This is a genomic window from Myxococcus guangdongensis, from assembly GCF_024198255.1.
GTDB classification, from domain to species: domain Bacteria; phylum Myxococcota; class Myxococcia; order Myxococcales; family Myxococcaceae; genus Myxococcus; species Myxococcus guangdongensis.
In genome coordinates this window covers 195,311-216,462 of the sequence record NZ_JAJVKW010000016.1, presented here as the reverse complement: position 1 = coordinate 216,462, position 21,152 = coordinate 195,311, and the positions used below count along the sequence as shown (strand labels likewise).

Annotated in this window: 19 protein-coding genes and 1 riboswitch; of the genes, 9 read left to right on the top strand and 10 right to left on the bottom strand. The window is 71.2% G+C overall.

The window, feature by feature from the left end:
• Positions 1–94 precede the first annotated feature (94 nt).
• Complete coding sequence (locus tag LXT21_RS37290; protein ID WP_254042994.1) at positions 95–1,075, top strand: aldo/keto reductase; 981 nt, start codon at positions 95–97, stop codon at positions 1,073–1,075.
• A 13-nt stretch (positions 1,076–1,088) separates the two neighbouring features.
• Here the strand turns inward: LXT21_RS37290 and LXT21_RS37285 are convergent, their stop codons facing one another.
• The 4 genes from LXT21_RS37285 to LXT21_RS37270 form a co-directional block, all read right to left on the bottom strand.
• Positions 1,089–1,895 (bottom strand): hypothetical protein, encoded by an 807-nt coding sequence (locus LXT21_RS37285; protein WP_254042993.1) that lies wholly within the window; start codon positions 1,893–1,895, stop codon positions 1,089–1,091.
• Between the two features lie 163 nt (positions 1,896–2,058).
• Complete coding sequence (locus LXT21_RS37280) at positions 2,059–3,162, bottom strand: DUF4130 domain-containing protein (protein ID WP_254042992.1); 1,104 nt, start codon at positions 3,160–3,162, stop codon at positions 2,059–2,061.
• A gap of 88 nt (positions 3,163–3,250) precedes the next feature.
• On the bottom strand, positions 3,251–4,219 hold the full coding sequence (locus tag LXT21_RS37275; protein ID WP_254042991.1) for an FHA domain-containing protein: 969 nt from the start codon (positions 4,217–4,219) through the stop codon (positions 3,251–3,253).
• The gene (locus LXT21_RS37270) at positions 4,207–5,547 is read right to left on the bottom strand and encodes a S1C family serine protease (protein ID WP_254042990.1); all 1,341 of its coding nucleotides are present in this window, start codon (positions 5,545–5,547) and stop codon (positions 4,207–4,209) included. The genes LXT21_RS37275 and LXT21_RS37270 overlap by 13 nt, the downstream gene beginning before the upstream one ends.
• 119 nt (positions 5,548–5,666) lie before the next feature.
• Positions 5,667–5,906, top strand: a riboswitch (cobalamin riboswitch).
• Positions 5,907–6,032: 126 nt separating this feature from the next.
• Between LXT21_RS37270 and LXT21_RS37265 the strand changes: the two genes are divergently transcribed.
• Positions 6,033–6,452, top strand: a complete 420-nt coding sequence (locus LXT21_RS37265) for an acyl-CoA thioesterase (protein ID WP_254042989.1) — start codon at positions 6,033–6,035, stop codon at positions 6,450–6,452.
• A gap of 177 nt (positions 6,453–6,629) precedes the next feature.
• Here the strand turns inward: LXT21_RS37265 and LXT21_RS37260 are convergent, their stop codons facing one another.
• Positions 6,630–7,316 (bottom strand): hypothetical protein, encoded by a 687-nt coding sequence (locus LXT21_RS37260; RefSeq protein WP_256572300.1) that lies wholly within the window; start codon positions 7,314–7,316, stop codon positions 6,630–6,632.
• Positions 7,317–7,488: 172 nt separating this feature from the next.
• Between LXT21_RS37260 and LXT21_RS37255 the strand changes: the two genes are divergently transcribed.
• The 7 genes from LXT21_RS37255 (at position 7,489) to LXT21_RS37225 (ending at position 16,454) form a co-directional block, all read left to right on the top strand.
• Positions 7,489–7,971, top strand: coding sequence for a hypothetical protein (locus tag LXT21_RS37255; RefSeq protein WP_254042987.1), 483 nt, complete (start codon positions 7,489–7,491; stop codon positions 7,969–7,971).
• A 141-nt stretch (positions 7,972–8,112) separates the two neighbouring features.
• Positions 8,113–9,210 carry a 6-phosphofructokinase gene (locus LXT21_RS37250; protein WP_254042986.1) on the top strand — a complete coding sequence of 366 codons (1,098 nt, stop codon included), beginning with the start codon at positions 8,113–8,115 and terminating at the stop codon, positions 9,208–9,210.
• A 33-nt stretch (positions 9,211–9,243) separates the two neighbouring features.
• Entirely contained in the window at positions 9,244–11,274 is a 2,031-nt protein-coding gene (locus tag LXT21_RS37245; protein WP_254042985.1) for a serine/threonine-protein kinase, read from the top strand.
• A complete protein-coding gene (locus LXT21_RS37240; protein WP_254042984.1) occupies positions 11,271–12,284 on the top strand; it encodes a tetratricopeptide repeat protein in 1,014 nt (337 codons plus the stop codon). The genes LXT21_RS37245 and LXT21_RS37240 overlap by 4 nt, the downstream gene beginning before the upstream one ends.
• A 30-nt stretch (positions 12,285–12,314) precedes the next feature.
• Complete coding sequence (locus LXT21_RS37235) at positions 12,315–14,213, top strand: sigma 54-interacting transcriptional regulator (RefSeq protein WP_254042983.1); 1,899 nt, start codon at positions 12,315–12,317, stop codon at positions 14,211–14,213.
• 79 nt (positions 14,214–14,292) lie between these two features.
• The gene (locus LXT21_RS37230) at positions 14,293–14,826 is read left to right on the top strand and encodes a hypothetical protein (RefSeq protein ID WP_254043005.1); all 534 of its coding nucleotides are present in this window, start codon (positions 14,293–14,295) and stop codon (positions 14,824–14,826) included.
• Positions 14,823–16,454, top strand: coding sequence for a carboxypeptidase regulatory-like domain-containing protein (locus LXT21_RS37225; protein WP_254042982.1), 1,632 nt, complete (start codon positions 14,823–14,825; stop codon positions 16,452–16,454). Before LXT21_RS37230 ends, LXT21_RS37225 begins: the two co-directional genes overlap by 4 nt.
• 5 nt (positions 16,455–16,459) lie before the next feature.
• On the opposite strand, the gene LXT21_RS37220 is transcribed toward LXT21_RS37225, so the two are convergent.
• From LXT21_RS37220 to mutL, 5 genes are all read right to left on the bottom strand, one after another.
• Complete coding sequence (locus LXT21_RS37220) at positions 16,460–16,975, bottom strand: hypothetical protein (RefSeq protein ID WP_174816760.1); 516 nt, start codon at positions 16,973–16,975, stop codon at positions 16,460–16,462.
• 87 nt (positions 16,976–17,062) lie between these two features.
• A complete protein-coding gene (locus tag LXT21_RS37215) occupies positions 17,063–18,076 on the bottom strand; it encodes a tetratricopeptide repeat protein (RefSeq protein ID WP_254042981.1) in 1,014 nt (337 codons plus the stop codon).
• Positions 18,077–18,185: 109 nt separating this feature from the next.
• Positions 18,186–18,914 carry an outer membrane protein gene (locus tag LXT21_RS37210; RefSeq protein WP_254042980.1) on the bottom strand — a complete coding sequence of 243 codons (729 nt, stop codon included), beginning with the start codon at positions 18,912–18,914 and terminating at the stop codon, positions 18,186–18,188.
• A gap of 18 nt (positions 18,915–18,932) precedes the next feature.
• Positions 18,933–19,091 carry a hypothetical protein gene (locus LXT21_RS37205; protein WP_170300476.1) on the bottom strand — a complete coding sequence of 53 codons (159 nt, stop codon included), beginning with the start codon at positions 19,089–19,091 and terminating at the stop codon, positions 18,933–18,935.
• A gap of 129 nt (positions 19,092–19,220) precedes the next feature.
• Positions 19,221–21,086, bottom strand: a complete 1,866-nt coding sequence (gene mutL / locus LXT21_RS37200; protein WP_254042979.1) for a DNA mismatch repair endonuclease MutL — start codon at positions 21,084–21,086, stop codon at positions 19,221–19,223.
• Positions 21,087–21,152: the final 66 nt, after the last annotated feature.

The window sequence follows — 21,152 nt, the reverse complement described above, 5'->3', positions numbered from 1 at the left end:
TCCAGAAAAGGCGTGTCATCACGAATGACCCAGCACATCGGCGCTTGCAGGTTGCATATTCACGGCCCGCGTCATCGACGAGAGGAGCACCCGCATGAAGTTCACACAGCTGGGCCGCACCGGCCTGCGCGTCTCCCGCCTCTGCCTGGGCTGCATGAGCTACGGCACGCCTTCGTGGCGGCCCTGGGTCCTGAACGAGGAGTCCTCCCAGCCCTTCTTCCGCCGCGCGGTGGAGCTGGGCATCAACTTCTTCGACACCGCCGACATGTACTCGCTGGGCGTCAGCGAGGAGGTGACGGGTCGTGCGCTGCGACGGTATGCGCGCATGGAGGAGGTGGTGCTCGCCACCAAGGTCTACTTCCCCATGGGGGACGGGCCCAACATGCGGGGCCTGTCTCGCAAGCACATCGTCCAGGCGTGCGAGGCGAGCCTCAAGCGCCTGGGGGTGGAGACCATCGACCTGTATCAAATCCACCGGATGGACCCGCACACGCCGCTGGAGGAGACGCTGGCCGCGCTGGAGCAGCTCGTGAACCAGGGCAAGGTGCGCTACCTGGGCGCGTCGTCCACGTATGCGTGGCAGTTCGCCCGGGCGCTGGGCGTGGCGGACCTGCACGGCTGGTCGCGCTTCGTGTCCATGCAGGACCACTACAACCTGGTGTACCGGGAGGAGGAGCGGGAGATGCTGCCCCTGTGCGAGGCGGAGGGCATCGGCGTCATCCCCTGGTCTCCCCTGGCGCGCGGGCTGCTCGCGGGCTCGCGCAAGTCACTCACGGACCGGACCTCCACGACGCGCGCGAAGACGGATGCGTACGCGACCGTGCTGTATGACCAGCCGGGGGACTGGGAGGTGGCGGAGGCCAACCGGAAGGTGGCCGAGGCGCGCAACGTGCCGCCCGCGCAGGTGGCCCTGGCGTGGCTCCTGTCGCGGCCGGTGGTGACGGCGCCCATCATCGGCGCCACGAAGATGGAGCACCTGGAGGACGCCGCGCGCGCCGTGGACCTCAAGCTCACGGCGGAGGAGCTTCAACAGCTCGAGGCGCCCTACCTGCCCCACGCGCTGCGCGGCATGTGAGCCGTGCGCGGCGTCAGAGGTCCATCTGGGGCCCGGACCTGGGCGCCTCCATCAAAGGCATGGAGCCGTCCAGGAGCGCGGCGCGAGGCCCCGCGCCGCCGTAGGCCATCGCCTCGATGCGGTTGACGCCGGGGGCGGCAGGGTCTCTCGGGTAGCACTCCGCCTCCGTCTCCTGCAGCTTCAACTCCGGGCGGTGCTCGCCCATCCGCTCGATGCGCGGAGGCACGTAGTTGACGGCGTCCTCGAAGGCGTAGCGCGTGAGCAGCCTCATGGTGGCCACCGGCCCGCAGCGCACCTCCGGGCGGCGCACCATGTTGCCGCCGATGAGGAGTTCCCCCGGGCGCGCGCGGTCCATGGAGGACACGCGCATGGCCTGGGGGACCATGGTGACGGCCCACGTCTCCTGGCAGCTCACCACCACGTCCGGCACGGGGCGGCTGACCAGCTTCAGGGGCGCGTACTCGCCCGCGGCCATCGCGGTGCGAATCAGCGGCTTCCACGGCGGGATGGTGCCCTCCGGCATCAGACGGGTCCGGCACTCCATGGACGTGCCCGCGTCGTCCGCGACGAACACCACCTGCACGTTGCTGAGGAAGCGCGCGCCCGACGCCTCCGCCCGCTCCAGGAAGCGCAACACCAGGGCGCTGCCATCCTGCGCGAGGCCGAAGGGCATGGAGATGGCCCAGGGTGAGTCACCCGACTCGAGCGCCAGCTCCGGTGGAACCACGGTGACGGGAGGTCCGCGGCGCGGCACCACCGATGAAGTCCGCGCGCACGCGGCACACAACAGCAACAACAGGGTCAGGGCTGAACGGCGCATGGCATCCTCTCCAAGAAGCGCACCTGGGCCCCATCGAGACTACCACCCCGCTGACACACCCACCGCCAGCGCCCCACGGAGCGCAACCATCCAGGGGCCCTGGCGATATGAAGGGCGGCTTCGCGCGTTGTCGAGGCCGCCCGTGGGGGGCGCGTGTGTCCGCTCAGGAGCCCAGCGACGCCGGGCTCTTCAGCCACTGCGCCGCCGCGCGGACGTCCGCCTCGAAGTGGATGCGGGCCTCCGCGCGCTCCCGAGGGTCCTGCCGCCGCAGCACGTCCCACGGCGCGAAGGTGGCCAGCGCGCCGGGGGCCCACTCGGAGGGCACCAGCCGCCCCCGCCCCACGTCCAGCCGGAAGCCCGGCCCCAGCAGCACCTGCCCCGCGGCGCTGCCCAACGCGAGCAGCAGCCGGGGACGGACCTGGGCCGCCTCCGAGGCCAGCTCCTCCCTCAGGGCCCGGGCCTCCGGCCAGGCGAGCGCCCCCGAGCGACGTCCCGGCCACCGGGCCCGCGACACCCGCAGGTCCGAGGTCCGCAGCCCCGCGCGCGAGAGCACCAGCTCCAACAGCCGGCCCGAGGGTCCCACGAAGCACGCCGCGTCTCCTTCCTCGCGCGTGCCGGGCACGTCCCCCAGCAGCAACACGCGCGGCCGCGCGCAGCCGGGTTCCGGAGAGGCGACAGGCGCGGGGGACGCCCCGGACTCCGAGAACGCGAGCCCCGCACCGAAGGACAGCCGTGCCCTGTCCCAATGCGCGCTGGCGTCCGGCGTGAAGAGGCTCCAGTGGAGCGAGGGGAAGCGCCCCACGAGGAAGGGCGCGGCCAGCCGGACGACGAGGTGCTCCGGCCGGTACCACGCGACATGGCGCGCCTCTCCATCCGAGGCGGCGCGACGGAACCGGACGCGAATCACCAGCTCCCGCACGTCCCGCCGCACCGCGCGCTCCATGCGCCGCAGCCGCTGGACGTCCCGGTCCGCGTCCTTCTCCAGGAGTCGCCGCTCACCGTGCGTCAGCCGCCAGAGCACGCGGTACAGCAACGCGAAGCGCTCCGCGTCCCGGTGACACACCACCTTCTCCGCCAGGGACAGGAAGTCCGCGGGCAGCACCGGGGCAGCCCGGGCGCCACCACCGGCCAGGAGCGGATCCACCCACTCCGCCCACGACTCCTGCCCCGGTTCGAACTCCACCCGGTCCGGAGGCATGCCGCGCACCAACAACCCACGCGCCACCTCCCGGAACGACGACAGCTCCGGCGCCACGCTCACTCGCACCTGGACCTCCTGGTCGCTCAGCCACCCAAGCGATGCAGGCTACCTTCCAGGTCTGACATCACCATCCCACCCGTGGCGTCGTCGGGCGCTACTCCTCCTTGGCGAGGGCGTCCACCTGCTTCTGCAGCCCGTCCAGGTCCTCGAAGAAGGACTCCACCGGCTGGGCGCGGGCGACGCGGAAGACGGGCGGCAGCAGCGTGCGGGAGAAGTCCAGCGACGTGCTGAAGGGCTCGTTGCCCAGCAAATCGTTCGCGCGCGACACGGCGCCGAAGGCCAGCGTCACGACGACGAGCACCCGCACCAGCCGCGCCGGCTCCCACCGCGCCACGTAGCGCAGGTGCCAGAAGAGCCCCCAGCCCATCAGGCCGAGGAACGTCGCGTGGTACACCCAGGAGAGGCTGGCGCCCAGGCCCAGGCTGAAGCCCAGCGCGGCCACCAGCAGCGGCAGCGCCACGGCGCCCAGGAGCACCAGCGCGCCGATGGTCGCGTGCGCGCGGTAGTGGAAGTGGCGACGGGAGATGCGGCTGGCCACGGCCCAGCCTCCGGCCCACAACAGCGTGAGCGTCATGGGCATCACCAGGGCCACCGTCAGCTCGCCCCAGTCCGTGCGCGCGTAGTTGCCCAGGTAGGACGCCAGCGCGCTGAACAGCAGCAGGGACAGCATCGCCACGGGGAAGGCGCGCGGGTGCTCGAACACGCGCTCGCGGGGCTCGGCGGACACGGTGCTCACCACCGTGGGCGGCACCACGTGGTCGCGGGCCCGGAAGCGCAGCACCGTGTCCCCCACGGCCACGCGGGTGTCCGGCGCCAGCTCCAGCTCCGCCAGCTGCGCCCAGGGCTGCACGCGCCAGGTCCCGTTGTCGCTGCCCACGTCGCGCAGCACGAGCGCGCCGTCCTCGCGGCGGTCGATGCGCAGGTGCTCGGCGGAGACCTTCGGGTCGTCCAGGATGACGTCGTTCGAGTAGGCGCGGCCCACCGTGGCCGGGAAGCGCTCCAGCCGGTGACGCGTGTGGACGGAGTCACCCTCCAACACCTCGAGGAAGATCACTTCGTCCACGACAGCCCCTCCAGGTAGCGGCGCGCCAGCTTGCGCGCGTTGTCCGCCGTGAAGCCGCCCAGCGTGAGGCTGGTGTCCACCCCGCTGGTGCTGGCGTTGAGCGCGGCGGCGCGCAGCACCAGGTCATAGAGCCCCGGGAAGCGCTTGTACGCGCGCAGGCACATGGCGGCGCGCACGGGCAGGCCCCCCACGTCCACGAACTCGGAGCTGCACCGGAAGTTGGTGACGTCCTCGCGCGAGGCCTCCACCGTGTCCGGGTCCTGCGAGGACAGCGCGGTGTAGAGCGCGGAGAAGCGCAGCGCGCCCAGCTCCTGGCTGGAGGCCTGCTGATGCAGGAAGGCCACCACGCCGGTGCGGTGCCGCGAGGACAGGTAGATGTCCTCCTCGGACGAGCACTGGTAGTTCGTCACGGTGTACGGCACCTCCGGGTCGTGCGGCGTGTCGCCCCAGCACTTGAGGAACGGAATCCACCGGCCCGGGACGTGGTAGCTGCCCAGGGTCTGCTTCGGCAGCGAGGCCGCGAGCATCTGCTCGGTGAGCCGCTGCTGGTTGTCGATGAGCTGCGCGCGCACCGTCTCCAGCAGCGCGGGCGTCGCGTCCGGCGCCATCTTCAGCGCCCGGCCGAGCAGCGTCCTCGCGCGGTGCACCGGGACCAGGAAGCCCAGCTGGTTGCCCATGGTGGCCACGTTGACGCCCACCACGGTGCCCTGCCCCGTCAGCGTGGGGCCTCCGCTCATGCCGGGGTTGATGGCGCCGCTGAAGTGCAGGCGCTCGTAGAGGGAGTCCTGGATGAAGCCGTTGTAGGTGCCCTCGACGATGGTGGTGCCCAGGTCATGGGGGTTGCCCATGGCGAACAGGCGCGCGCCCTGCGGCGGCTCGCGGTCCTCCAGGACGAAGAAGTCCTTCACCGGCTCGTCCATCCGGATGACGGCCAGGTCGTGGACCACATCCACGTCGACCAGGCGCGCGGGCACGGGCTCCCCGCCGGTGCGCAGCACGAGCTGCGCGGTGTAGTCCTCCGGATGGAGCACCACGTCGGAGACCACGTGGTAGTTGGTGATGGCGTACCCGTCGGCGGAGACGAAGAAGGCGGAGCCGATGGAGGAGCGCGTGCCCGAGCGACGCTCGATGATGCGCACCTGGGCGACGCGGTTCTGGATGCGCTGGAAGAGCTCGTGGGTGGCCGGAGGCAAGCCCGCCGGAGGAGGCTCGGGCGCGGGAGCGGGCACGGCGTCGGGTTGGCTTCGGACGGTGGAGGGCGCGCCCGGTTCCGATGGGGCGACGGCCGGCGCCTGCCCCAGCACGGCGACGAGGAGGAAGACGAACATGGATGCGGCGCACGCTATCCCAGCGCCGCGCGCGCGTGGGTACCGAGTGGAGAGGGCATGAGGGCTCCGGTGCGCTCGTCGACCCACCTGCCCTGTTGGCGACGCGCCGGGCAGCGGGTAGGGTCCGCCCCGCCCGAGGTGCCTCATGGGGGTCCATGGGGTTTAGCAAGGGAATCCGGTGCGAATCCGGAGCTGCCCCGCAGCGGTCAGTGGGAACGAACGCCGTCGAACACACTGGTCCTCGACTGACGAGGGCTGGGAAGGGACGGCGCCTAGGACGCCAGCATGCGCCGCGATGCGTGGCGGGTGGTGGAGCAAGCCCACGGAGCCCGAAAACCTGCCTCGAGCCCTCCTGGGACGCGGACAGCGCCCCGGGTGGCGCTTCGCCCCCGACCTTCGCGGGAAGGTCAGGCCATCCATCGCGGCCCACCGCCGCCGTCGGAGGTCTTCACGTCCGGGGCGGCCCGTGGGCCAGGAGTCCATCCATGAGTCCGATGCAGCCCTCCCTCCCCTCCTCCGCCACCGAGACCCGGATGGTGGACATGGTGTTCCCGGATCAGACCAACCACTACGGCACCCTCTTCGGAGGTCAGGCCCTCCGGTGGATGGACATGTCCGCGTTCATCACCGCCAGCCGCTACACGCGCCGCACCGTCGTCACCGCCTCCAGCGAGCGCGTGGACTTCCACATGCCGGTGCAGCAAGGGCAGCTCGTGGAGCTGGTCAGCCGCGTGACGGCCACCGGCCGCACCTCCGTCACCGTGGACGTGGAGATGTTCGCCGAGGACCTGCTCACCGGCGCGCGGGAGCTGTGCACCCGGGGGCGCTTCGTGCTCGTCGCGCTGGACGAGCACCGCAAGCCCACGGCCGTGCCTCCGCTCGCGCCCGAGCCGAGCGCGGGGTGAGGTGAAGCACGGAGTATGAAGACGCGCCGGGGCCGATTCCCCGGGCTCCGGCGCGGATCTCAGGAGGTGGCGTCACGCGAGGCACGCGTGGAGTCGCCTCGCCTCCGATGCGGCCCGCTCGCGGCGCCACACAGGGCGCCATCCGGTCGACTCACCGATGCTCGGTCCGCGCGGCGGTCACGACTCGGAGGCCATCCGACCCGCGCGCCCTCGGCGCCACGCCGCGTACGACGCCACCAGCGCACCGGCCAGGGCTCCCGCGAGCGCGCCCAGCACGCGCCGGGGAACCGCGCCGGGCGTCGTCGTCGGCTCCAGGCGGAAGGTCTCCAGTGAGGCGCGGACCCCCGGGGCCAGCCGCTCCCAGCGCACCGCGGGCGCGCTCACCACCACCACCGCGTGCCGCCCCTCGGACGCGAGCCCCGCCACCAGCACCGTGCGCGTCTGCCCCGCGTCCCGCAGCGTCCCCAGCACCTCCACGCGCGGCGCATCCCCGCCAATCCGGTCCACCCGCTCCGGCGACAGCACCACCCCCAGCTCCCGCTGGAAGTGCTGCATCACCGCCGACGCGAAGTCGTCACGCTCGGAGGGGCTCGCGGAGAAGCTCCGCTCCACCACCGACACCAACATCGTCGCCGCCTCCGGCCCTTCACCATCGGCGAGCGCCGCGGACAGGGACCTCGGCGTCTCCGCATCCAACGTCACCGCCCCCGCCACCGAGCCCGTGTAGGGCTCCCACCGCACCATGTGGAACCCCTCGGGCGGACGCAGCACGTAGCCGTCGCGCCGCAGCTCGGTGCCGAGCGCGCCCGACAGCAACAACCACCCTCCTGCGGCCACCCACGAGAGACTCACACCGCGCAGCATAGGCCCCCCGCGCCCCCGACGCGGCCACCTCGCGCGCACCGCACGAACCCATGGATACCCAGAAGACACGGCTTCACAGGCCCAAGGCCCACCGTCCCGGCGCACCACGAAGTCAGCGCTCGCACGCCTTCGTTGTGACATCCCCGTCGGGCGCGGGTAACCTCGCGCCGAGATGAATCCTGCAGCCCGGGTGGAGATGGAGGCTCGCGCCGACCGAGCGCTGCGCCGTGGAGAGCTCGTCGAGGCGCTCGACCTCTACGAGGCGCTCATCCTGGCCTTCCCGGATGACAGCTCGCTCGCGGACAAGCTCGCCAACCTCCGCGAGTCCCTCCAACCCCTGGAGCTCCAGAAGCTGGAAGCCTCCCGACCGCCCGAGGAGCCGGAGCTCCCGCTCGGTCCCTCCTCACCCGCCCAGGAGGGTGAGCGCCTGTTCGCCCTGGGGGACTACGTCGGAGCCGCCGCCGCCTACCGCCGCGCCCTCCAGGAGCGCCCCGACAACGAGCTCTTCAAGGAGCGGTTGATCGAGGTCTACCGGATGGCGAAGGAGATGCCCCTACAGTCTCCGACAGACAAGGCGCTGCCCAAGGCGCCCCAGCCCCGGCTGCAGGCCCTGTTGGACCGGGTCGCCTCTCGTCGCCGCCTCAAGCGGGACTGATGGAAGCTCGCGTTTCCACTCGGAAATCCGATCCATGAGGTGATTCGCGCGTTGCACCCCGGCGCGGGGGCCTCCTATCATCAGGTCCGACGTCCCTGTCATGGTGGGCACTCCTGCCTCTGACACCCGCGTCCGACCCCTATGGCCCGTTCACTGAGACTCGGAGTCCTCACCGGTGGCGGAGACTGCCCCGGGCTCAACGCGCTCATCCGCGGCCTCGTCAAGCGGGGCACGCACGAGTTCGGCCACGAGTTCGTCGGCATCGAGAACGGCTACATGGGCCTGGTGGAGCCCGACCTGACGCGTCCCCTCACGGAGGAGGACACGCGCGGCATCCTCCCCAAGGGCGGCACCATCCTGGGCACGTCCAACCGCGCCAACCCGTTCCTCTACGCCTTCAAGGAGGGTGGACGGTGGGTGGAGCGCGATGTGTCCGACGACGTGCTGCGCCGCTGCGAGGCGCTGAAGCTCGACGGCGTCATCGCGGTGGGCGGCGACGGCACGCTGTCCATCGGCCACCGGCTCAGTGAGAAGGGCCTCAAGGTGGTGGGCTGTCCGAAGACCATCGACAACGACTTGAGCGGCACGGACCAGACGTTCGGCTTCGACACCGCGCGACTCATCGTGACGGAGGCGTTGGACCGGCTGCACTCCACGGCGGAGGCGCATGACCGGGTGATGCTGGTGGAGATCATGGGCCGGCACGCGGGCTTCCTCACGCTCGAGAGCGGGCTTGCTGGCGGAGCGGACGTCATCCTCATCCCGGAGATTCCCTACCGGGTGGAGTCCATCGTGGAGAAGCTGCGCCGCAGGGCCACGCGCCGCCGCAGCTTCTCCATCATCGCCATCTCCGAGGGCGCCTTCCCCGTGGGCGGCACGCTGGCGGTGCTGGACAAGGCCGAGGACCTGCCCGGGCGCGGCGTGGTGCGGCTGGGCGGCTCCGGCAAGGTGTGCGCGGACCTGCTGGCGCAGCACCTGGACGCGGAGATTCGCGTGAATGTGCTGGGCCACCTGCAGCGCGGGGGCAGCCCGAGCGCGGCGGACCGCGTGCTCGCGACGCGCTATGGTTGCAAGGTGCTGGACCTGGTGCGCGATGGACAGTGGGACCACATGGTGGCCCTGCGCGCGGGTGAAATCGTCGCGGTACCGCTGAGCGAGTCGCGCAAGGAGCGCCGGGTGGATGCTTCCGGCGAGCTGGTGCGCTTCGCGAAGAGCATGGGCATCAGCTTCGGGGACTGAGGGAGGGGGAAGGCACTTTTCGCCGCACACGTCATGACGCTCGTCGGCCGCCATATCGGTCGCTATCGCATCCTCGAGCAGCTCGGCTCGGGGGGCATGAGCGTCGTGTACAAAGGGCTCGACACCGCCCTGGATCGTGAAGTGGCCGTGAAGGTGCTGCACCCCCATCTGGCGGGCAAGGACGAGTCGCGGCGGAGGCTCGCGCGCGAGGCTCGCGCGGTGGCCAAGCTGCACCACCCCAACATCCTCGAGGTGTTCGACTTCTCCGCCGCGGACGCGCAGGACGCGTTCATCGTCACCGAGTACATCCGCGGCCAGACGCTCAAGACGGTGCTCGACGAGGGGCCGTTGGATCCGCCGGAGCTGGCGGCCATGGTCATCCACGAGCTGGCCGCGGCGCTCGCGCATGCCCACGAGGCGGGCGTCATCCACCGCGACTTGAAGCCCGAGAACGTCATGGTGCGCGAGGACGGCATCCTCAAGCTCATGGACTTCGGCATCGCCCGGCTGCTCGACATCGAGGAGCGGATGACGGTGACGGGCACGCTCGTGGGCTCGCCCGCGCACATGTCCCCCGAGATCATCGAGGGGCTGGAGGCCGGCCCCGAGGCGGACGTCTTCAGCGTGGGCATCATGTTCTACGCGGCCATGACGGGCCGGCTGCCCTTCTCCGCGCCCAACACCACCGCCACGCTCAAGCGCATCCTCGACGGCGACTACGAGGACCCGCGCCGCCGCGTCCCCTGTCTGTCGGATGAGCTGGCGGACATCTGCGCGCGCTGTCTGCAGAGAGATCCCCAGCAGCGCTACCCGGACGCCGGCAAGCTGCGCGACGCGCTCGCGGATTATCTGGCGGGCCTGGGCTTCGCGCGCGTGGGCGAGGAGCTGGTGTCGTTCTTCGCCGACCCGCCGTCGTACCGGAAGCTCGCGCGCCAGCGCATCGTCGCGTCGCTGCTGGAGCGCGGTGAGCGGCTGCTCGCGGAGAAGCGCACGCCGCGCGCGCTCGGCTGCCTCAACCAGGTGCTGGCGCTGGACGCGCAGAACGCGCGGGCGCTCGGGCTGCTCAAGGGCATCCAGCGGGCGCAGCGCGCGCGGAAGTGGCGACGGCGCGGCATCCGGCTCGCGGTGGGGCTCGCGTCCCTCACGGCCGTGAGCATCGGCGGCTACAAGCTCTACCACGCACCCGCCGACGCCGCGTCCCATCCGCCCGAGGCGAGCACCCCCTCCACGCTCCCCTCCATGACGTCTGGAGGCAACGAGCAGAGCGGCTCCCTGCTCTCGAACATGCTCGGCGGACAGGGCGGCAAGGCGCTCTCCTCCACTGACGTGTCCGGTTCGAGGGCCACGCCGCCAGACTCGAGCCTGAACCCCGGCCCGCGGGTCGAGCCGCTGACAGGCCGACCCGAGAACTCGCGCGGTGTTGCGTCGAAGACCCAGCTCACCGAGCCCTCGGGCTCCCGCGTCGCCCCCTTGTCTCCGGCGCCCGGTGGCCCCTCCCCACGTACGGGAGGCCCTCGCGCGGTGGGCGGCACCCGCGCCGTGGACGACGCGCGCGCGGTGGGCGGCCCCGGTGAGGAGCGCGTCGCCGGACGGCAGCCCGGGTCGAAGAAGGTCGTCGCCACCATCCTCGTGCGCCCCTTCGGCATCATCCGCGTGGGCGACGGCTCGCCGAGCGCCCAGGCCCTGTCGAAGCACGACGTGGAGCTGCCTCCGGGGCGCCACACCGTCACCATCTCCTGCGACTACTGCCTGGACGTGAAGGAGGACATCGAGGTCCTGTCCGAAGGCGAGAACCGCTTCCACCTGGGCGCCCAGCCCAAGCCGTCACCGCTCTCGCTCGAGTACACGCCCGCCGAGGCCACCGTGCGCGTGGGCGACCAGGTGCGCACCGCGCGAGACAGCATCCAGCACCCGTTCGAGATTCGCGCGCCGCGCGGCCCCGCGGGGTTCCTCCACACCGTCGCGGTGGAGATCTCCCACCCCGGCTACAAGACGGAGCGCCGCGTCGTGCAACTGCGCCCGGGAGAGCCGACGCTCGTGGCCGGGAGCCTGTCCCCCGAATGAACCGTGGGCTCGCGCTCATCTCGCTCTGGCTGGTGCTGTGGACGCCAGTCGCCTCGCTCGCGCAGGAGGACACCGGCGACCCGGAGGTGACGGCCCTGCGCGCCAGCTTCGAGTACGGCAAGTACGCCGAGGTCGTGGACCGCGCCGGCGCGCGCATCGACCGGGGCGGGCTGGGCGAGGACGAGCTGGTGGAGCTGCACAAGCTCGCGGGCTTGGCCGCGTTCAACCTGGGCCGCACCGAGGAGGCCTCGCGCCACCTGCGCGCCCTGCTCCGGTTGGACCCCGACTTCAGCCTGGACCCGTTCGTCGTCCCGCCCCCCGCGGTGGCCTTCCTGGAGGGCATCAAGGACGACATGACCAACGAGCTGGAGTTCCTGCGTCAGGAGCGCCGGCTGCGCCAGGAGCGCGAGAAGGCGGAGACCGAGCGCCGGGAGCGCGAGCGCGTGGAGGCCGAGGTGCTGCGCCGCCGCGCCGAGGAGCTGGCCAGCCAGGTCAACGTGCGCACCGTGGAGAAGCGCAACTTCCTGGTCAACTTCGTCCCGTTCGGCGCGGGCCAGTTCCAACAGGGCCGCAACAGCCTGGGCATCGTCTTCGCCGCCACCGAGGGTGTGCTCGCGGTGACGAGCATCATCTCCTACTTCGCCTACGAGTCGCTCTTCGAGGAGCGCACGCTGGAGCTGGACAACGTGCTCGACGACGATGGTCGGGCCTCCATCACCATCCGCTTCATCCCCACCAGCCGCGAGCGCCAGCGCGACACCTGGCAGCTGCTCAAGCTGGCCTCGGCCGCGGGCTTCTACACCATCTACGCGCTGGGCGTGGTGGACGCGCTGTACCACCACGAGGACCAGGTGGTGCGCACCACCGTGGAGACGCGCGAGCTGCCGGCGCGGAACACGCCGCGCTCCGAGGTCCTGACTCCCCGCGCCACGTCGCCGCGCACCACCGCGCGCGTGGGCGTGTACCCCACCTCCGGGGGCGGCGGCGTCGCCCTCTCCCTCACCTTCTGAGCCCCTCAACCTCCAGGTATGTGAAGCCCTATGGCCAGCCTCACCGTCCGCAGTCCTGATGGCAAGGTCCGCGAGATCGCCCTGCACAAGCGCATCACCAGCATCGGCCGCAGCGCGGACAACGACATCGCGCTCGACGACCCCGGTGTCCCCGACAGCGCCCTGCACGTCACCTTCGACGGCACGCGCTACGAGGTGGGCACGCTGGGCGCCACCGTGCAGGTCAACGGCAAGAAGCGCGACACGCACGCGCTCGCCACCGGCGACGTGCTGCGCGTGGGCGGCACCGAGCTGAAGTTCTCCCGCGAGGATGCCCCGCGCGCGCCCCCGCCCTCCGCGCTCACCCCGACGACGCACCGCGAGGCGACGGCGAGACAGGACACGTCGGACTCGCACACCACGGAGCTGCCCGGGGTGCCCGGCCGCGAGCTGGCCATGCTGCGCCGGCTCACCGCCTTCAGCGAGCGGCTGCTGGCGCTCTACGACGTGGAGCGCATCCTCGAGAGCCTGATGGACGAGGCCATCGAGGTGACGCGCGCCGACAAGGGCTTCCTCATCCTGATGGAGAGCGGAGACCCGCGCGTGAAGGTGGCGCGCAACGTGGCGCGGGAGAACATCGAGGACGCGGTGGAGAAGCTGTCCGACTCCATCATCGCCAAGGTGGTCAAGGACCAGCGGCCCCTCATCGTCGCGGACGCGGTGGACGCGCCCGAGTTCAAGGCCAGCGAGTCCGTGGTCAACCTGCGCGTGCACTCGGTCATGTGCGTGCCGCTGATGCACAAGGGCGACCTGTTCGGCGTCATCTACGTGGGCAACGACCGGCTGGTGAACCGGTTCGAGCCCAAGAGCGCGGACATGCTCACCATCTTCGCGGCGCAGGCGTCGCTCGTCCTGCAGAACGCGATGCTGGTCAATGACCTCAAGCTGGACAACACGGAGCTGCGCCGCAAGCTGGAGGACCAGCGCTACGGCGACATCGTGGGCGCATGTCAGGGCATGCGGGACGTCTACAAGCGCATCGACAAGATCGCCCCCACGGACATCTCCGTGCTCATCACCGGCGAGACGGGCACGGGCAAGGAGCTCATCGCCCGCGAGATCCACCGGCGCTCGCCGCGCCTGAAGGGCCCGTTCATCACCATCAACTGCGGCGCCATCCCCGAGAACCTCCTGGAGAGCGAGCTGTTCGGCCACGTGAAGGGCGCCTTCACCGGCGCGGTGGCCACCAAGGCGGGCAAGTTCCAGGCGGCCATCGGCGGCACGCTCTTCCTGGACGAGATTGGCGAGATGCCGCTGCAGCTCCAGGTGAAGCTGCTGCGCGCGCTGCAGGAGAAGATCGTCTACAAGGTCGGCGACAACCGCGGGGAGCCGGTGGACATCCGCGTCGTCGCCGCGACGAACAAGATCCTCGAGGAGGAGGTGAAGCGGAACACCTTCCGCGAGGACCTCTACTACCGCCTCAACGTCGTCACCCTGAAGCTGCCCCCGCTGCGCGAGCGCGGCGAGGACGTGGTGGTGCTGGGCCGGTTCTTCCTCCAGAAGTACTCGCGCGAGTTCAGCTCCCGGGCGAAGGGCTTCACCCCGTCCTCCGCGGTGTCGATGAAGAAGTACGGCTGGCCGGGCAACATCCGCGAGCTGGAGAACCGCATCAAGAAGGCCGTCGTGCTGTCCGACAAGCCGCTGCTGGGCCCGGACGACCTGGACCTCAAGCCGGAGAACCTGGAGCCCATCATGCCGCTGCTCCAGGCCAAGGAAGAGTTCCAGAAGCGTTACATCAACGAAGTGCTCGCGCGGAACAACGGCAACCGGACCAAGACGGCCAAGGATTTGGGCGTGGACCCTCGCACCATCTTCCGACACCTGGAGAAGCTGGAGGCGGAAAAGACCGGCCGGCCGCTGCCTCCCGACGAAAGCGACGAGCTGCTCTGAGGCGGCCCCGGACACACGGCTGATGGATTCGACGACGGCGCGAGCACCCAGGGACAGGCCTCCCGGACAGGGACGGGCGATGTGTGTCCTGGCCTCGGCCCTGGGCCTGCTGCTCGTCGGCTGTCTGTTGCCCCAGGACGACACCCTGCTCGACGACGTGCCGCGGTTCATGAACCGCTCGCCGCGCATCATCGAGACGCTGGTGCTGCCCCAGGAGCGCATCATCCGGGACTTCGGCGCCACGCGCTGCGAGCTGACGTTCGAGGTCGCCGTCGAGGACCCGGACGTCGATGACCGCATCAAGGTGCACTGGTTCATCGACTACAACCCGCAGGACCCGCGCGGGCCCTACCGGGAGATCGCCCTCACCAACAACGGCGAGGCGCGCCGGCCGGACCGCGGCACGCTGCGCATCAACCTGGCGTCCGCGAACTCGGAGCTGAGCGCGCCGGGCCAGCACCTGGTGGAGGCCCTGGTGAGCGACGCGGAGCTGACGGACCGACAGCCCGAGTCGCGCGTGGTGAACCTGCCCGACGGCGGCACCATCATCGACCCGGGCTTCGTCATCAGCTACACCTGGGTGGTGAACACGGTGCAGGGAGACTGCCGATGAGCGGCGCTCCCGCCCGACGGCTCCTGGCCGCGCTGGTGCTGCTGGCCGGCAACACCCGCTGCGCCCTGTTGGAGGAGCCCCCCGCGGACTCGCTCCTGGTCTGCACCTCCGACGCGGACTGCTCCGCCAACGAGACCTGCTTCGTCGACGGCTGTGGAGACCCGGGCCAGGACATCGTGGTGGAGGTGACGCCCAACCCGGCGCTGGGCCTGTACGCCCAGGACTTCCCGGTGGGGCGCCTTCGCGCCGAGCAGAACCTGCAGCTCTTCGGCGAGGCGTCCGTGCGGGGCCTGGTGACGCGCTCCACGGTGACGCCGCCCACGCCGTCCAGCACCGCCACCCGCCCCTATTCGGATCCGCTCTTCGTGCGCGCCATCGGCACCAGCGCCCTCATCCCGGGCGTGGCCCGCTACCACCAGGCGTTGATCGTGCCCGACAACGGCCAGTGGGCGCTCCCCGTCGCCAGCGGCCAGTACGCGGTGACGCTGGTGGCCGAGGACCCGGACGTCCCGCCGGCGACGAGCACCGGCACCGTGTCCCCGGGCGAGACGCTCGCGATGCAGTGGCTGCTCCCCGCCCCCGCCGCCGTCGTGCGGGTGCAGGGCCAGGTGACGCTCCATGACGGCGCCGCCGTGCCCTCCGGGCTCGCGGTGGAGGCCCTGGACGCCCAGCTGCGTCCGCTCTCCCAGCGCATCCCCGTGACGGCCGCCACGGGCGCGTTCTCGCTGGCGCTGGCCCCCGAGGCCGCGACCGCCAGCACCGTGCTCCTCCGGGTGACGGCCCTCCACGACGACGCGCTCATCCCCCAGCAGACCTTCCCCGTGGACCTGACGGCCCCGGTGGAGCTGGAGCTGGGAGACTTCGGCGCGCCGGTACTCGTGACGGGCCGCGTGGTGGCGCTCGATGGCCGCCCCGTCGCCTCCGCCACGGTGTCGCTCCAGGGGCGCGTGAGCGGGGGCGGCACCTTCGCGAGCCCCCTCGCCACCACGGACCTGGAGGGCCGCTTCGAGCTGCGCTCACTGCCCAGCCCCGCCGAGACGCCGCTGGAGCTGGTGGTGGTGCCGCCGCCCGGCTCCGCCGCCGGGCTCACCCTCACCAACGCGGTGGTGCCGCGCACGGACACGGTGCTGCCGGACGTGGTCTGCGCCGAGCGACGCGTGGTGCGCGGCCTGCTGCGGCTGCCCGACGACGCGACGCCCGCGGCCGGCGTGCGCTTGGTGGTGGAGCCCGTGGACACCGTCCCGGGGCGGCGCCTGCCGCCCGACCTGGCCACGGAGACGATCACCGACGGCAACGGCGAATACACGCTCAGGTTGGACCCGGCGCTGTACCGGCTGGACGCGGTGCCCGGCGAGAACCTGCCGCGCATCAGCCGCTTCGTCTCGGTGGTGCCCGGAATCGACGGCGTCGCGCAGGCGGTGCCCACCTTCTCCCTCCAGCGCGGGCGCACGCTGCGCGGACGCGCGCTGTCCTTCGCGCGTGAGCCCGGCGTGCCCCCGGGGCTGGCCTTCGCGTCCATCCGCTTCTATCGGGTGGTGAACGTGGAGGGCCGCCCCTCCTCCGTGCTGCTGGCCCAGTCCGTGACGGACACGCTGGGCCGCTACACGGCCCTCTTGCCCATCCGCTGAAGCGCTCAGGGCGCCGAGGGCTTCGCCGCCGGGCTGGCGCTCGCCGCCTTGAAGGCCGCGTGGAACGAGTCCACCGTGCCGCCCACCTCGTCCGCGTACTGCACCGCGTGCGTGGTGTAGAGGTCCAGCACCGCCTCCAGCCGGCGGTACACGGTGCGCAGCGGGGCGCGCTCGCGCGTCTGCAAGTCACACTGGGACTCACGCTCCCGCAGCCGCGTCAGCCACTCGGTGCGAAAGCGCATCCATTCCTGGTCCACGTCGCGCGCGGGGGACACGCGCACCAGCTTCTCGCGGCCCAGCTCCAGCTCGTCCCACAGCGCGCGGGCACCGGCCAGACACTCCGGGAAGCCGAGCGTCACGGAGGCGGGCGGCAGCTTCTCCGGCGTCATGGCCGCCACCGAGCGGCTCACGTTCACGATGATCCACACCGAGAACAGCGACGTGAGCGCGATGTAGAGCCCATACGCGGCACCACGGTAGCGGCGGAAGCGAGGGTCTTTGCGGGGGTCGGGAGCGGACACGGGGTCCAGGTCTTACGACCGTGGACCCCGCGTGGCAACGCTTCCGTGGTTTCCCCACCCGGCGGGCGGGCGGGGGGACGGCCTGGACTACTGACCGGCGGGGCTCGCCACCTGCTGGGCGGGCGCCGCGGCGGGGGCGGCCGGAGGCGGACCGGCGGCCTCCGTGTTGCCGCTCATGGCGCGCTTCACCATGGCGATGCGGCTGCGGAACTGCTGCTGGTACTGGCTGTTGAGGTAGCTGCCCGCGGCGTCACGCGCCGTCTCCAGCGCCTTCTCCATCTGCCCGACCTCCTGGTACGACTGGGCCAGCAGCAGCATGGCGTAGTCGCGCGTCTTGGAGGTGCGATCTCCCTCCACGAAGCGCGCCAGCAGCGGGACGGCCTTGTCGTGCTTGCGCAGCTGGTTGTAGGCCGTGCCCAGGAAGAACGACGCGTCCAGCGCCTGCTCGTTCGGAGGGTTCATGGCCAGGAAGCGCTCCATCTCCGAGACGACCTGGTCCATCTCGTTCTTGCGGAAGGCGATCTTCCCGCGCTCGAAGGCGGCGTCGCCCGTCTCACGACGCAGGGACGTGGCCCGGTCGTTCAGCGCCTGACGCTCCAGCGAGCTCAGCCGCGAGGTGTCCAGCTTCATCAGCGCGTCGATGCCCTTGAGCCGCTCGTCGCCGGGCAGCGAGGTCATCATCTTGTAGACCTCCGCGGCGCCCCGCTGGGCCGTCTGGTGCGAGGACGTGTCCGCGCGCTGCTTCTCCAGCTGGCCCGTCAGGTCCGCCACCATCTTCTCCAGTCGCTCGCGCTCATTGGTGGCGCTGGAGGAGCGGGCGCTGGTGATCATCACCGCCGCGCCCACCGCGATGACGGCGAACAGCACATACGCCGCCGCGGAAGAAATCCACTGACGCTTCTGGAAGTCCTCGTGACGCTTGCCTACCGCCTTGACCTCCGCGTGGAGGTTCTTCAGCAGGTTGTCACTCTTGATGACGAGGTTGCGGGCCTCGACGACTTCTCGGCGGAGGTCCGCCAATTCCTTATCAATCTCGGTCTTCGCCTGCTCTGGCATGGACATCTTCCTGGGCCCGGTAACGATCTCGGCCGACTCACGCATCGTAAGGAGTTCTCCCGGTCATACGGCGACAATTTCCGCAGCGGAACACCGCAAGAGTTCCGCCGCATTTCCGGAAGCGTTCAACCTGCTCGGCGCATGCCTGCTCGGGCTACAGGCCGCCGGGGAACGAGCGGGATGGCTCGGGCGGAAAAGTGTACGTCACGCCCAGGGACATCCAGCTGCCGCCCAGGCTGAACGAGGCGATGCGCTTGTCGCTGTCGTTCAGCGCGGGTCCCACCGGCCCACGAAGGAACATGAAACGGTACTCGGCGGAAAGCCCCCACCGGGGAGACAGCCGCCAGGTCGCCCCCAGCGAGCCCGCCCAGGCCTGGGTGGTCTTGTCCTGCAGCTTCTCTCCGGACAGCTTGGAGCTGGAGATGGCCGGCCCCGTGGCGAGCCCCGCGAAGGGCACCAGCCCATACGGGCCGATCTCCGGGAGCACCGTCTGGAAGCGCACGCCCACCAGCGCCCCGTAGCCCAGCGTCTCCAGGCTGCGCTCCATGGGCGCGCCGCCCTCCAGGCCGGGGCTGGTGAGGTAGAGCTTGGAGCCGGTGAAGAAGAGGTCGATGCCCACCTCCACCAGGTCCGAGATGGAGTAGGCGAAGGTCGCCACGCCGAGCGGACCGCCGTCCGTCTCACGTGCCCGGGCCAGGCCCTTGTTCGCCTCGACGGAGTACCAGGTCTTGTAGAGCGTCTCGTTGGAGGTGACGCGCCAGCCCCCCTGCACGGTGATGCGCCCCACGCCGTCCAGCGACGCGGGGATGGGGTCCTCCCCGTCCTGGGCGACGGCGGGAGTGGCGAAGAGCAGGACGAGGGGCGGCAGGAGGCGACGGAGCATCGGACTCGGAGGCGAAGGTCAGGTGCGCTTGGAGCAGCGCACGGCGATTTCCAGGAAGGTCGTCCGCTGACGACACAGCGACGCGACCACGCAGCGGACGACACACAGGGCCCCGAACTCGCGGAGCACCACGCCCAGGTTGGACACCACGTCTCGCAGGGTGATGACACCGCGCATGTGGCCGCTCCCGTGTGCGTTGCCGTGAGGGGTGCTCGTCCTGGACGTCCGTGCCGGGGAACGCCCGGGTGCTACAGGCGTGTGGCCCACCGTAGCAGCGACCTCCCACGGGTCAACTTTCCGGCCGGGTCAACGGGCGCGGCGCTCCAGCTCCAACAGCGGCATCTCCAGCACCACCACCGTGCCGTGGCTGCAGGGGGGATGGAAGTCCGCCCGGTCCAGCTCGCCCAGGAGCGCGCGCAGCTGCGCGTCCGTCAGCGGCACCGAGGTGGCCTTGCGCGCGGCGTGACAGGCCAGCACCCGCACCGCCTCGGCCAAGGTCACGGAGTCCAACGTGGCGCCCCGCGGAGGCAGCGCGCGCGCCAGGGCCTCCAGGAGCGAGCGGGCATCGGCGCCCTCGAGTCCCGGCGGCACCGTCTTGAGCGCCACGGTGGTGCCACCGAAGGGCTCCACGTCGACGCCCAGTCGTGAGAGCGCCTCGCGGCCCTCGACGAGCGACTTGGCCACCGCGACGGGGAACTCCAGCGTGGTGCCGAACAGCGACGGCGCCGGAGGGCCCTTCTCGTCCTCGAGCGCGCGCAGGTACGTCGTCAACCGGACCCGCTCCAGCGCCGCGTGAGGGTCCAGGACCACGAGCGTGCCGCCCGGTCCCTCGCAGATGTGGAAGCGGCCCCCCAGCATGCCCATGGGCCTGAGCGCGGCGAAGTAGCCCGGCGGCGGGGCCTCGTTGAGCTGGGGCTGGGCCTCGCCGAACGCGGGCGGGCGCATCCCCGAGTGGGCGAAGGGCAACGGCGCGGGAATCCCGGCCATGGGGCTCGGGGCACCGGACAGGGGCGCGGGGCCTCCACCGGGCGCGGCGGCGTCCAGCGTGGTGGGCAGCGGGCCACCCCACGACGCCTCCTGCGCGCGGGTGAGGAAGCGCTCCACGGCGTGCGCGTAGTGCGCGGCGTCTCGCGGGGTGTTGCCCATGGCGGCCTGGGCGTCGGGGCCGGTGCCCAGCCAGGGGGCCGCGCGCAGCATGCGGTTGAGCGCGGCGCTGATGGCCTCGTACACACCCCGGGCATCGGAGAAGCGGACCTCCAGCTTCTGCGGGTGGACGTTGACGTCCACGGCGACGGGGTCCACGTCGATGTTCAGCACCACCACCGGCTGGCGACCCGCGGCGAGGAAGTCCTGGTACGCGCGCTGGATGGTGCCGATGAGGCCTCGGTCCCTCACGAAGCGGCGGTTGACGAAGGTGTAGAGGCCGCGCGCGTTGGGGAAGGTGAACTCGGGCGAGGCCGCGTAGCCGGTGACGCTGACGCCCAGCCGGCGCTCCTCGACGGGGAACAGGTGCGGATGGCAGGCGGGCCCCAGGGCCGCGGCGATGCGCTCGCGCGGGTCCTCGGGACAGGCCGCGCTGGAGAACAGCTCGTTGCCCTCGTGGGTGGCGAAGAAGCCCACGTCCGGGTTGGCCAGGGCCAGGCGGACCACGGCCTCCTCGGCGTGCTTGAGCTCGGTGTCGCCCCGGCGCAGGAACTTGCGGCGCGCGGGCACGTTGAAGAACAGGTCCTCCACGGTGATGAGGGTGCCGGTGCGCGGAGGGGCGTCCTCCACCACCACGTCCACCCCACCCTCCAGCGTCACCCGCGTGCCCACGTCCGCGCCGACCTCGGCGGTGTGCAGGCTGAAGCGGGACACGGAGGCGATGGCGGGCACCGCCTCACCACGGAACCCCATGGAGTCGATGTGGAACAGGTCGTCCAGCTCGCGCAGCTTGCTGGTGGCGTGACGGTCCAGGCAGAGCGTGGCGTCCTGCCGGCCCATGCCGTGTCCATCGTCCGACACGATGATGCGGTCCACGCCCCCACCCGCCAGGTCCACGCGCACGGTGCTCGCCCCGGCATCGAGCGAGTTCTCCACCAGCTCCTTCACGACGGACGCGGGCCGCTCCACCACCTCACCGGCGGCGATCTTGTTGATGAGGACGTCACTGAGACGCGCGATGCGAGCCATGGCAATCGTCCACCCTCCGCCACCCGGAGGACGTTGTCCAGCAAGACAGAGCCGTGCAGGCTGACA

What these genes read in the sequence shown, in the direction of transcription:
- LXT21_RS37290 (WP_254042994.1), top strand. Translation starts at nt 95, where the DNA reads ATGAAGTTCACACAGCTGGGCCGCACCGGCCTGCGCGTCTCCCGCCTC.
- LXT21_RS37210 (WP_254042980.1), bottom strand. Translation starts at nt 18,914, where the DNA reads ATGCTCCGTCGCCTCCTGCCGCCCCTCGTCCTGCTCTTCGCCACTCCC.
- LXT21_RS37265 (WP_254042989.1), top strand. Translation starts at nt 6,033, where the DNA reads ATGAGTCCGATGCAGCCCTCCCTCCCCTCCTCCGCCACCGAGACCCGG.
- LXT21_RS37205 (WP_170300476.1), bottom strand. Translation starts at nt 19,091, where the DNA reads ATGCGCGGTGTCATCACCCTGCGAGACGTGGTGTCCAACCTGGGCGTG.
- LXT21_RS37250 (WP_254042986.1), top strand. Translation starts at nt 8,113, where the DNA reads ATGGCCCGTTCACTGAGACTCGGAGTCCTCACCGGTGGCGGAGACTGC.
- mutL (WP_254042979.1), bottom strand. Translation starts at nt 21,086, where the DNA reads ATGGCTCGCATCGCGCGTCTCAGTGACGTCCTCATCAACAAGATCGCC.
- LXT21_RS37240 (WP_254042984.1), top strand. Translation starts at nt 11,271, where the DNA reads ATGAACCGTGGGCTCGCGCTCATCTCGCTCTGGCTGGTGCTGTGGACG.
- LXT21_RS37225 (WP_254042982.1), top strand. Translation starts at nt 14,823, where the DNA reads ATGAGCGGCGCTCCCGCCCGACGGCTCCTGGCCGCGCTGGTGCTGCTG.
- LXT21_RS37245 (WP_254042985.1), top strand. Translation starts at nt 9,244, where the DNA reads ATGACGCTCGTCGGCCGCCATATCGGTCGCTATCGCATCCTCGAGCAG.
- LXT21_RS37270 (WP_254042990.1), bottom strand. Translation starts at nt 5,547, where the DNA reads ATGTTCGTCTTCCTCCTCGTCGCCGTGCTGGGGCAGGCGCCGGCCGTC.
- LXT21_RS37260 (WP_256572300.1), bottom strand. Translation starts at nt 7,316, where the DNA reads ATGCTGCGCGGTGTGAGTCTCTCGTGGGTGGCCGCAGGAGGGTGGTTG.
- LXT21_RS37230 (WP_254043005.1), top strand. Translation starts at nt 14,293, where the DNA reads ATGTGTGTCCTGGCCTCGGCCCTGGGCCTGCTGCTCGTCGGCTGTCTG.
- LXT21_RS37285 (WP_254042993.1), bottom strand. Translation starts at nt 1,895, where the DNA reads ATGCGCCGTTCAGCCCTGACCCTGTTGTTGCTGTTGTGTGCCGCGTGC.
- LXT21_RS37215 (WP_254042981.1), bottom strand. Translation starts at nt 18,076, where the DNA reads ATGCGTGAGTCGGCCGAGATCGTTACCGGGCCCAGGAAGATGTCCATG.
- LXT21_RS37235 (WP_254042983.1), top strand. Translation starts at nt 12,315, where the DNA reads ATGGCCAGCCTCACCGTCCGCAGTCCTGATGGCAAGGTCCGCGAGATC.
- LXT21_RS37255 (WP_254042987.1), top strand. Translation starts at nt 7,489, where the DNA reads ATGAATCCTGCAGCCCGGGTGGAGATGGAGGCTCGCGCCGACCGAGCG.